Here is an 11,070-nt window from a genome sequence, read left to right on the forward strand (position 1 = left end):
TCTCCTCAGAAATCCTGGGCTAGCTGCGCCAGGGCCCGCTCGGCGGCCCGGTAGGAATCGGCGAATGCCAGGCCACCGAACTCGTCGTTTTCCACCGCCACCACGGTGACGTCGCGAATACCGATGAAGCCCAGCACGTCGCGCAGGTAGACGTCGGCATGGTTCAGGTGCGCGTTCGGCCCGCCCGGCCCGTAACCGCGGTCGCCGCGGGTGGTGACGATCAGGGCCCGCTTGCCCAGCACTTTCGGCCTGTACGGGCTGGCCGGGTCGTCCGGGAGAAAGTCGAAAGTCCGGCCGATGCGCACCACCTGGTCGACCCAGGCCTTGAGCCCGCTGGGAATACCGAAGTTGTACATGGGCGTGGCGATCACCAGGCGGTCGGCGGCGAACAGCTCGTCCACCAGCTCGTCACTCAGCGCCAGGGCCGCCTGCAGAGGCGCAGGACGGTTGGTCGGTTCCGGGTGGAAGGCCGCCGCGATCCAGTCCTCGCTGACAGCCGGCAGGTTGCCCTGGCCCACTTCGCGGCGGACCACTTCGATCTCCCCCTGCTCCGCCACGCTGGCCTGGAGAAACGCCTCCACCAGTCGCCGGGAATGGGAACGCTCATTGCGCGGACTTGCCTGTAACGCCAGAATTCTTTTCATCGCTTGCTCCTTTGCTCGGAAGGTTGCCGGATGGCTCGAAACACAGCCCCACGCTATCCACGCCGCCCTAAAGGAACAATTGAGGATTAGTTCACCAGGATGAATTCATTTCAGCCGAGCCATCGACCATGTTCGCCAACCTGCCCCTGACCGCCCTGCGCACGTTCGAATCCGCCGCCCGCCAGTCGAGCTTCAAGGCCGCCGCCGAGGAACTGGCCGTCACGCCCACGGCGGTCTCCCACCAGATCAAGGCGCTGGAGAGCTGGCTGGGCATTCCGCTGTTCGAACGCCTGCCGCGTTGCGTGCGCCTGACCAGTTGCGGCGAGCGGCTGTTCCACAGCCTGCATGGAGCGCTGCTGGAGGTGTCGCAGACCGTCGATGCGCTGCGCCCGCAACCCAGCACCGGCAGCCTGACGGTGTCGACCACGCCGACCTTTGCCGCGCTCTGGCTGATCCCCCGCCTCGGCCGCTTCTATGCCGCCCACCCGGGCATCAACCTGCGCCTGGACACCAGCACCGCCCTGCTCGATCTGCACCAGGACGCCAGTGTCGATCTGGTGGTGCGCTACGGCCTTACCGAATACCCCTCGCTGCACAGCCAATGCCTGCTGGATGAATGTTTCGCCGTCTACGGCGCCCCTCGCGTAGTGGCCGGGCTGGCCGAGCGCACGCCCACCCTGATCACCGTGCGCTGGCGCAACTCGCAGCTCTACGACCTGAGCTGGAAAGCCTGGTGCGCTGCCGCCGGCGAACCCTGGCTGGAACAGCGGGCCGTCGAACGCGAATACGACGAGGAGTACTACGCGCTGCAGGCAGCCATCGGCGGCCAGGGCGTGGTGCTGGCGAGTTCGATCCTGGTCTCGGAGAGCCTGGCCAGCGGCCTGCTGGTGCCCTATCGCCCGGACGTCACCGTGCCCGGCGCGTGCTACACCGCCCTCTGCGTCCCCGGCCGCGAACGCCATCCGCCGGTGAAGGCGTTCCTCGATTGGTTGAGGCAGGAGGTGGGGGCGAAGGGGGCGCCATAGTGCGGATCGGGTAGGGCACGACACTCCGCCGGGCGAATGAATTCGCCCCTACATGATGGTCGCGAGCCCACGGGGAAACGACTGCATGGATGCAGGGCGACGCAGGATGCCAAAGCCGAGGGCTGGGGGACGTCTGGTTGTGAGGGGCGGTCTCGGCTGCCCGTACACAGCCCCGCCCTCAACACAAATCCCCAAAACTCAGCTCTGCGGATTCGACAGCGACTTTGAGACTGACCGACACTCCGCCCCCTCACCCCAACCCTCTCCCCAAAGGGGCGAGGGGGCAGTTCGTGTATCACCGATAGTGCGTGTTGAAACCTGAGCCACTCCTTACGCTGGAATAAATCACCGCACTGACCATCCCCTCTCCCCACTGGGGAGAGGGCCAGGGTGAGGGGGCGGTGTCGAGCCTGGCACATGCCCTGAAGCCCACACACAACCTCATGCCGGCGACACTTCGGCGCGGTCTTATTCGCGAGCAGAACTCGCGCCTACGACAACGAACGAATCGCCCCTACGCCTCCTGCTCCCGACTCAGCTTGAGGTACAGCCCCAGCCCACCGAGCAGGCCGACAGCGGCGAGGAGCATCCACACGGCACTGACGATCTGTTGCGAGCCTTCGCCCAGCAGGGTCTTGAACATCAGCAGCAGCGCTTCGATGGACACGGCGATGACGATGGCCGACATGAAACGGGTGATGGTCCGCCGGGTCGAGTCGTGGTGGTGGATGTCCTTGTTGAGCAGCACTTCCTCTTCGATGATGGTCTTGCCCAGGTCGAAGATGGCCATGCCCAGGGTGATCAGGATCACCGTGCCGAAGGCATGGGTGGCGATGCTGCCGGACTGGCTCACCGCCTTGACCAGTGCCTCGATGGAGGCATACAGCAGTAGCACCGACACCACCACCAGCAACGCGCCGATCACGCCGTAGACCAGCTGGAAAAACGGGTGCACCCTCGAGCGCATCTCGTCGCCGTTCAGGTAGGCGATCAGGCGTTGCAGGTTGATGTTGATGACCAGGTAGCCGAGGTCCACGCCCTGCTCGTCGACGAAGTGATGCACCGCCGAAATCGCCAATTGCTGGGTGGCGCAGGAGAGGTAGGGGTCGGTGACCACGATGCGGTTCGGGCAGTCCCGCGAAACCTGCACGTAGGGCCGGTGGCTGCGGTCCGCGCCGCGACCGAAGGAGCGCCGCTTGCGTTCGCTGACGTTGGGCCCGTAGGCCGAATCCATGCGCTGTACGGCGTTGCCGTCCAGGCTGTAGATCAGTTCGACGAACGGGTAGGCCTCGCTGAGCCGCTGCACCGCTTCGAGTTGCGCCGGGTAGTCGTCGAGCAGCCGGGGGCTGCTGATGCTGGTCATCATCGACTCGATCAACCCGTGGATGACCTGGCGGTGTTGTTGGTACTGCGCCACCAGGCGCAGGTGGTTCTGCCCTTTCATTGCACGCTCTCGCTGAGGTCGATATCGACCCGACGGCATCGGGCCCCTGTTTGGGTAGAAGCCGCCGCGAGCGCACAGAGTCACGGCCCTGCGGATTTATTTGCGCCGGGTGGACGGCAGGCGGTCGTTCCGCCTGCCGCCCGGGCGCTCAGGCAGCGGTGCCGGCATCGGCCGTCAGCCCCACCGACTCCACCGCGCCCACCGCACATTGTTCGTCGATGTCCGAGGTGTCGCCGCTGATGCCCACGGCGCCGATCACCTCGCCGCCGCTGGCGCGCACCAGCACGCCGCCGGGTGCCGGAACGAGGTTGCCATCCGCCAGGTTGTTCACCGCGCCGATGAAAGCCGGGCGCTGCTGGGCGTCATTGGCGATCAGCCGCGAGCCCTTGCCCAGGGCGACGGCGCCCCAGGCCTTGCCGATGGCGATCTGCGGGCGCAGCAGGCTGGAGCCGTCCTCGCGCTGCAGGGCGATCAGATGCCCGCCGGCATCCAGTACGGCGACGGTCAGCGGCGCGGTACGCCGTTCCCGGCCTATCGCCAGGGCGCGATGGGCGATGGTCAGGGCGGTTTCCAGGGTTAGGGTTTGCATGGTTGCGGTCCTCATCGTGATAAGCCGGTGAACGCACCCCGATGGCGAATGGGTACATGTCCAAAAACGTCTTTCACTATCCCATCGAACACACAAAAATCAATAACTACGAACAAAAATTATATTTTTTGTATACAAAAATAAAATCGATAGCCTATGAAGTAGTTAAAACGCACGTTTCAACAGGCTCTCACCTGGACACAACAAATCCACGAAAAGCGATTGACCTTGTAGTCAAGCCATGAATAGAATCGGCTCACGTCAGTTTTGTATACAATTTCAGAACAAAAGAGGCACAACAAAATGGCCAGAATGAGAGCAATCGAGGCAGCCGTCCTGGTGATGCGTCGCGAAGGCATCGATACCGCGTTCGGTATTCCCGGCGCCGCCATCAACCCGCTGTATGCCGCGCTGAAGAAAGTCGGCGGCATCGACCATGTCCTGGCCCGCCACGTCGAAGGCGCCTCGCACATGGCCGAGGGCTACACCCGCACCAAGGCCGGCAACATCGGCGTGTGCATCGGCACCTCCGGCCCGGCCGGCACCGACATGGTCACCGGCCTGTACTCGGCCTCCGCCGATTCCATTCCGATCCTCTGCATCACCGGCCAGGCGCCGCGCGCCCGTCTGCACAAGGAAGACTTCCAGGCCGTGGATATCACCAGCATCGTCAAGCCGGTGACCAAGTGGGCCACCACCGTGCTGGAGCCGGGCCAAGTGCCCTATGCCTTCCAGAAAGCTTTCTACGAGATGCGCAGCGGCCGTCCCGGCCCGGTGCTGATCGACTTGCCGTTCGACGTACAGATGGCCGAAATCGAGTTCGACATCGACGCCTACGAGCCGCTGCCGCTGGCCAAGCCTGCTGCCACCCGCGCCCAGGCCGAGAAAGCCCTGGCCATGCTGAATGCGTCCGAGCGCCCGCTGATCGTGGCCGGCGGCGGCATCATCAACGCCGACGCCTCGGACAAGCTGGTGGAGTTCGCCGAAATCACCGGCGTGCCGGTCATCCCGACCCTGATGGGCTGGGGCAGCATCCCCGACGACCACCGCCTGATGGCCGGCATGGTCGGCCTGCAGACTTCGCACCGCTACGGCAACGCCACCCTGCTGGAGTCCGACCTGGTGTTCGGCATCGGCAACCGCTGGGCGAACCGCCACACCGGTACTGTCGAGGTCTACACCCAGGGCCGCACGTTCATCCACGTGGACATCGAGCCGACCCAGATCGGCCGCGTGTTCAACCCCGACCTGGGCATCGTTTCCGACGCCGGCGCCGCGCTCGACGCCTTCATCGCCGTGGCCCGCGAATGGCAGGCCGCCGGCAAGCTGAAGGACCGCAGCGCCTGGGTCGAATCCTGCCGCGAGCGCAAGCGCACCCTGCAGCGCAAGACCCACTTCGATAACGTGCCGGTGAAGCCGCAGCGCGTGTACGAGGAGATGAACGAGGCGTTCGGCAAGGACACCTGCTACGTCAGCACCATCGGCCTGTCGCAGATCGCCGGCGCGCAGTTCCTGCACGTCTACAAGCCGCGTCACTGGATCAACTGCGGCCAGGCCGGCCCGCTCGGCTGGACCGTCCCGGCGGCCCTCGGCGTGGTCAAGGCCGACCCACAACGCCAGGTGGTGGCGCTCTCCGGCGACTACGACTTCCAGTTCATGATCGAAGAACTGGCGGTAGGCGCGCAGTTCCACCTGCCGTACATCCACGTGCTGGTGAACAACTCCTACCTCGGCCTGATCCGCCAGGCCCAGCGCGGCTTCGAGATGGACTACTGCGTGCAGTTGTCCTTCGAAAACATCAACGCGCCGGAGATCAACGGCTACGGCGTCGACCATGTCGCCGTGGTGGAAGGCCTCGGCTGCAAGGCGATCCGCGTGCTCGACCCGAACGAGCTGCAGAACGCCTTCGCCCAGGCCAAACGCCTGATGGAAGAGCACCGCGTGCCGGTGGTGGTCGAGGTCATCCTGGAGCGGGTCACCAACATCTCCATGGGTACCGAGATCAACGCCATCAACGAATTCGAGGAACTGGCCCAGCGTGGCGCGGATGCGCCGACGGCGATCTCGCTGCTGGATTGAGAAGAGCCAAAGCCCCTCTCCCCCAGCCCCTCTCCCGTAAACGGGAGAGGGGAGCGAAAAGCGGGCACATCGCCCGCCGCACCGGACAGTCAGGGAGAGGGAGCGGAGCCAAGACCCTCTCCGTAAACGGATAGGGAGTGAAGGCGGGCACATCACCCGCCGCCACACCGAGCCAGCCCCCTCTCCCATTCATGGGAGAGGGCCAAGGAGAGGGAACGACGCCACGTTCCCACACCAACGACAGAGGTAAATACCATGCCCCGTTTTGCCGCCAACCTGTCCATGCTGTTCACCGAGGTGGACTTCCTGGACCGTTTCGCCGCCGCTGCCGACGCCGGTTTCGGCGGTGTGGAATACCTGTTCCCCTACGACTACCCGGTCGAGGAAATCAAGGCCCGCCTGGACGCCAACCGCCTGGAGCAGGTGCTGTTCAACCTGCCGGCCGGCGACTGGGCCAAGGGCGAGCGCGGCATCGCCTGCCACCCGGACCGCGTGGACGAGTTCCGCGCCGGCGTGGACAAGGCCATCGCCTACGCCAAGGTACTGGGCAACAGGCAGATCAACTGCCTGGCCGGCATCCGCCCGCAGGGCCATGACTGCGCGACCATCGAGAAGACCTTCGTCGACAACCTGAAATACGCCGCCGAAAAACTCGAGGCCGCCGGCATCCGCCTGGTCATGGAAGCCATCAACACCCGAGATATCCCCGGCTTCTACCTGAACAACACCCGGCAGGCGCTGGACATCCGCGAGAAGGTCGGCAGCGACAACCTGTACCTGCAATACGACATCTACCACATGCAGATCATGGAGGGTGACCTGGCCCGGACCCTGGCCGACCAGCTCGCCGCGATCAATCACGTACAGCTCGCCGACAACCCCGGCCGCCACGAACCGGGCACCGGCGAGATCAACTACCGCTTCCTCTTCGAGCACCTGGACCGCATCGGCTACCAGGGCTGGATCGGCTGTGAATACAAGCCGGCAACCACTACCGCTGCCGGCCTCGGCTGGATGAAAGCGCATAACGCAATCTGAGCCCCATCTTTTTTAGGAGAGCATCTCATGGCAAAAATCGGATTCATCGGCACCGGCATCATGGGCAAACCCATGGCGCAGAACCTGCAGAAAGCCGGGCACACCCTGTTCTTCTCCGAGCACTTCGACAAGGCGCCGGCCGAGCTGGTCGGCGACAACGGCATCGCCCTGGCCAACCCGAAGGAAGTGGCCCAGGAAGCCGAGTTCATCATCGTCATGGTGCCGGACACCCCGCAGGTCGAAGACGTGCTGTTCCGCGCCGACGGCGTGGCCGCGGGCGTCGGCGCCGGCAAGGTGGTGATCGACATGAGCTCCATCTCCCCCAGCGCCACCAAGGCCTTCGCCGAGAAGATCAAGGCCACCGGCGCCGTCTACCTGGACGCCCCGGTGTCCGGCGGTGAAGTGGGCGCCAAGGCGGCGACCCTATCGATCATGGTCGGCGGCTGCCCGAACGCCTTCGAACGCGCCCTGCCGCTGTTCCAGGCGATGGGCAAGAACATCACCCGCGTCGGCGGCAACGGCGACGGCCAGACCGCCAAGGTGGCCAACCAGATCATCGTCGCCCTGAACATCCAGGCGGTGGCCGAAGCCCTGCTGTTCGCCGCACGCAACGGCGCCGACCCGGCCAAGGTCCGCGAAGCGCTGATGGGCGGCTTCGCCGGCTCGAAGACTCTCGAAGTGCACGGCGAGCGCATGATCAAGGGCACCTTCGACCCGGGCTTCCGCATCAGCCTGCACCAGAAGGACCTCAACCTGGCCCTCTCCGGCGCCCGCGAACTCGGCCTGAACCTGCCCAACACCGCCATCGCCCAGCAAGTGTTCAGCACCTGCGCGGCCCTCGGCGGCAGCAACTGGGACCACTCGGCGCTGATCAAGGGGTTGGAGCACATGGCCAACTTCTCGATTCGGGAGGAGTGAGGAAGGGACGGTGAGGAGTGAGGGGTAAGGAGCGAGAGGTAAAAGAACTCGCCCTTGGAGCCCATACGGACCATCCCCTCTGGGGAGAGGGCTAGGGTGAGGGGGCGGTGTATCGGCCCCTCTCGGCGTCTTCACACCCAACGATCACCGAGGACGCTTCGGCGTCCTTGGTGTGACGCGGAGCGTCACGGGCTGCATTCCCACGCGGAGCGTGGGAACGATCAAGGAAGAGTGGGGTGAGGGATAAAGCACTCGCCCTCGGAGCCCGCACGGACCATTCCCTCTCCCCTCTGGGGAGAGGGTTAGGGTGAGGGGGCGGTGTACAGGCCTCACTCAGGATCAACCCCCTCACCCCACCTATTCGACCTCCCGGCAGACGGTGACACGGCCCGTCTGCCGGGTGGGTCGATCCTACCGGCTTCAATCCTCAGCGCTCGCCTCGGGAGCGCTGAGGATTGCATCCGGTCCCGAAGAGGACCGTAGTATGGGTCAGAAGAGCCAGGCACAGACCCGAGGTGAGCACCGGCCCCTCACCCCTCCCGCTCTTCCCCCTCACCAATAAGGAGCCCCCCGATGACCACTACCCCGCAAGCCCTCCTGAGCGACCTCTTCGCCAGCGCCATCGATGCCGCCCACCCGCGCCAGGTCCTGGCCGATCACCTGCCGGCGGACCGTAGCGGCCGGGCCATCGTCATCGGCGCCGGCAAGGCCGCGGCGGCCATGGCCGAGGCCATCGAGAAGGCTTGGCAAGGCGAGATCTCCGGGCTGGTGGTGACCCGCTACGAACACGGCGCCGACTGCCAGAAGATCGAAGTGGTGGAAGCCGCCCACCCAGTGCCGGACGACGCCGGCGAGCGCGTCGCCCGCCGCGTGCTGGAGATGGTCAGCGGCCTCTCGGAAAGCGACCGGGTGATCTTCCTGCTCTCCGGCGGCGGCTCGTCCCTGCTCGCCCTGCCAGCCGAAGGCATCAGCCTCCAGGACAAGCAGGCGATCAACAAGGCCCTGCTGCGCTCCGGCGCCACCATCGGCGAGATGAACTGCGTGCGCAAGCACCTCTCGGCGATCAAGGGCGGGCGCCTGGCCAAGGCCTGCTGGCCGGCCAGCGTCTACACCTACGCCATCTCCGATGTGCCCGGCGACGAGGCCACGGTGATCGCTTCCGGACCCACCGTGGCCGACCCCACCACCTCCGCCGAAGCGCTGGCGATCCTCGCCCGCTACGGCATCGACATCCCCGCCCACGTGCGCGCCTGGCTGCAGGACCCGCGCTCGGAGACGGTCAAGCCCGGCGACCCGGTGTTGTCGCGCAGCCACTTCCAGCTCATCGCCCGCCCGCAGCAGTCCCTCGACGCCGCCGCCGAACGCGCCCGCGCCGCCGGCTACACGCCGCTGATCCTCGGCGACCTGGAAGGCGAATCCCGCGAGGTGGCCAAGGTGCATGCCGGCATCGCCCGGCAGATCGTCCAGCACGGCCAGCCGATCCAGCCGCCCTGCGTGATCCTTTCCGGCGGCGAGACCACCGTCACCGTGCGCGGCAACGGCCGTGGCGGGCGCAACGCGGAATTCCTCCTCAGCCTCACCGAGAGCCTCAAGGGCCTGCCCGGCGTCTACGCCCTGGCCGGCGATACCGACGGCATCGACGGCTCGGAAGACAACGCCGGCGCGCTGATGACCCCGGACAGCTACGCCCGCGCCGCACAGCTCGGCCTCAACGTCCGCGACGAACTGGAAAACAACAACGGCTACGGCTACTTCGCCGCCCTGGACAGCCTGATCGTCACCGGCCCGACCCGCACCAACGTCAACGATTTCCGCGCGATCCTGATCGAGAAACCTGCCAAATGACACCCGATAAGAAAGTAAAGATCCTCGCCACGCTGGGGCCCGCCATCCACGGCATCGACGACATCCGCCAACTGGTGGAGGCCGGGGTCAACCTGTTCCGCCTCAACTTCAGCCACGGCGAACACGCCGACCACGCCCAGCGCTACCAGTGGGTACGCGAAGTGGAGCGCCAGCTCGGCCACCCCATCGGCATCCTCATGGACCTGCAGGGCCCGAAACTGCGCGTCGGCCGTTTCGCCGAAGGCAAGGTGCACCTGGCCCGCGGCCAGGCCTTCCGTCTCGACCTCGACGGCACGCCGGGCGACGCTCGGCGGGCCAACCTGCCGCACCCGGAAATCATCGCCGCCCTGCAGCCGGGCATGAGCCTGCTGCTGGACGACGGCCGCCTGCGCCTGCGGGTCGTCGCCAAACACGCCGACGCCATCGACACCGAAGTGGTGGTGGGTGGCGAGCTGTCCGACCGCAAGGGCGTCAACGTGCCGGAAGCGGTGCTCGACCTCAGCCCGCTCACCGAGAAGGACCGCCGCGACCTCGCCTTCGGCCTGGAGCTGGGCGTGGACTGGGTGGCACTGTCGTTCGTCCAGCGTGCGCAGGACATCCTCGAAGCCCGCGAACTGATCGGCGAGCGCGCCTTCATCATGGCCAAGATCGAGAAACCCTCGGCGGTGCAGCAGATCGAGGACATCGCCCGCCTGGCCGATGCCATCATGGTGGCGCGCGGCGACCTGGGCGTGGAAGTGCCGGCTGAGAATGTGCCGCGCATCCAGAAGCAGATCGTGCGCACCTGCCGCCAGCTCGGCCGCCCGGTGGTGGTCGCGACCCAGATGCTGGAATCCATGCGCTTCTCCCCCGCGCCGACCCGCGCCGAAGTCACCGACGTGGCCAATGCCGTGGCGGAAGGTGCCGACGCGGTGATGCTCTCCGCCGAGACCGCCTCCGGCGACTACCCGCTGGAAGCCGTGAGCATGATGAGCAAGATCATCCGCCAGGTGGAAAGCGGCCCGGACTTCCAGGCCCAGCTCGACGCCAACCGCCCGCAGGCCGAAGCCACGGTATCGGACGCCATCAGCTGCGCCATCCGCCGGATCAGCGGCATCCTGCCGGTGGCGGTGCTGGTCAACTACACCGAGTCCGGCAGCTCCAGCCTGCGCGCCTCGCGCGAACGCCCGAGCGCGCCGATCCTCAGCCTGACCCCCTACCTACGCACCGCCCGCCGCCTGACCGTGGCCTGGGGTGTGTACTCGGTGGTCAACCCGCGCCTGAACGAAATGGACGAGGTCTGCCGCAACGCCCTGGAACTGGCCAAGTCCGAACACATGGCGCAGCCGGGCGACACCGTGGTCATCACCGCTGGCGTCCCCTTCGGCCAGCCGGGGACCACCAACAACCTGCGGATCGAGCGGGTGGGCTAGGGGTGAGGAGAGAAGCGTGAGGGGTGAGGGGTTGTGTGGGGACAAATTCATTGCCCGACGCAGCCCCGCCGGGCGG

The 11,070-nt window shown here is 66.2% G+C and carries 9 protein-coding genes; 6 read left to right on the plus strand and 3 right to left on the minus strand.

Going from position 1 to position 11,070, the window contains the following annotated elements; translation table 11 throughout:
• Positions 1 to 5: 5 nt before the first annotated feature.
• Positions 6 to 644, minus strand: a complete 639-nt coding sequence (locus PIN01S_RS14930; protein ID WP_084336472.1) for an FMN-dependent NADH-azoreductase — start codon at positions 642 to 644, stop codon at positions 6 to 8.
• Positions 645 to 772: 128 nt separating this feature from the next.
• Here PIN01S_RS14930 and PIN01S_RS14935 point away from each other — a divergent pair, with 128 nt between their 5' ends.
• On the plus strand, positions 773 to 1,669 hold the full coding sequence (locus PIN01S_RS14935; RefSeq protein ID WP_084336473.1) for a LysR substrate-binding domain-containing protein: 897 nt from the start codon (positions 773 to 775) through the stop codon (positions 1,667 to 1,669).
• Positions 1,670 to 2,183: 514 nt separating this feature from the next.
• On the opposite strand, the gene PIN01S_RS14940 is transcribed toward PIN01S_RS14935, so the two are convergent.
• Both PIN01S_RS14940 and PIN01S_RS14945 read right to left on the minus strand, forming a co-directional pair.
• Complete coding sequence (locus PIN01S_RS14940) at positions 2,184 to 3,113, minus strand: PDC sensor domain-containing protein (RefSeq protein WP_084336474.1); 930 nt, start codon at positions 3,111 to 3,113, stop codon at positions 2,184 to 2,186.
• Between the two features lie 148 nt (positions 3,114 to 3,261).
• The gene (locus PIN01S_RS14945; RefSeq protein WP_084336475.1) at positions 3,262 to 3,702 is read right to left on the minus strand and encodes a GlcG/HbpS family heme-binding protein; all 441 of its coding nucleotides are present in this window, start codon (positions 3,700 to 3,702) and stop codon (positions 3,262 to 3,264) included.
• A 303-nt stretch (positions 3,703 to 4,005) separates the two neighbouring features.
• On the opposite strand from PIN01S_RS14945, the gene gcl reads away from it, so the two are divergent.
• The 5 genes from gcl to pyk all read left to right on the plus strand — a co-directional run bounded on the left by gcl (position 4,006) and on the right by pyk (position 10,994).
• Positions 4,006 to 5,781, plus strand: coding sequence for a glyoxylate carboligase (gene gcl, locus PIN01S_RS14950; protein WP_084336476.1), 1,776 nt, complete (start codon positions 4,006 to 4,008; stop codon positions 5,779 to 5,781).
• Between the two features lie 255 nt (positions 5,782 to 6,036).
• The gene (gene hyi / locus PIN01S_RS14955; RefSeq protein ID WP_084336477.1) at positions 6,037 to 6,819 is read left to right on the plus strand and encodes a hydroxypyruvate isomerase; all 783 of its coding nucleotides are present in this window, start codon (positions 6,037 to 6,039) and stop codon (positions 6,817 to 6,819) included.
• A 27-nt stretch (positions 6,820 to 6,846) separates the two neighbouring features.
• Positions 6,847 to 7,737: a 2-hydroxy-3-oxopropionate reductase gene (locus PIN01S_RS14960; protein ID WP_084336478.1), complete on the plus strand. Its 891-nt coding sequence runs from the start codon at positions 6,847 to 6,849 to the stop codon at positions 7,735 to 7,737.
• 573 nt (positions 7,738 to 8,310) lie between these two features.
• Positions 8,311 to 9,582, plus strand: a complete 1,272-nt coding sequence (locus PIN01S_RS14965; RefSeq protein ID WP_084336479.1) for a glycerate kinase type-2 family protein — start codon at positions 8,311 to 8,313, stop codon at positions 9,580 to 9,582.
• A complete protein-coding gene (gene pyk, locus PIN01S_RS14970; RefSeq protein WP_084336480.1) occupies positions 9,579 to 10,994 on the plus strand; it encodes a pyruvate kinase in 1,416 nt (471 codons plus the stop codon). The genes PIN01S_RS14965 and pyk overlap by 4 nt, the downstream gene beginning before the upstream one ends.
• Positions 10,995 to 11,070 lie beyond the last annotated feature (76 nt).

Source organism: Pseudomonas indica NBRC 103045 (assembly GCF_002091635.1).
Taxonomy (GTDB): Bacteria; Pseudomonadota; Gammaproteobacteria; order Pseudomonadales; family Pseudomonadaceae; genus Pseudomonas_M; species Pseudomonas_M indica.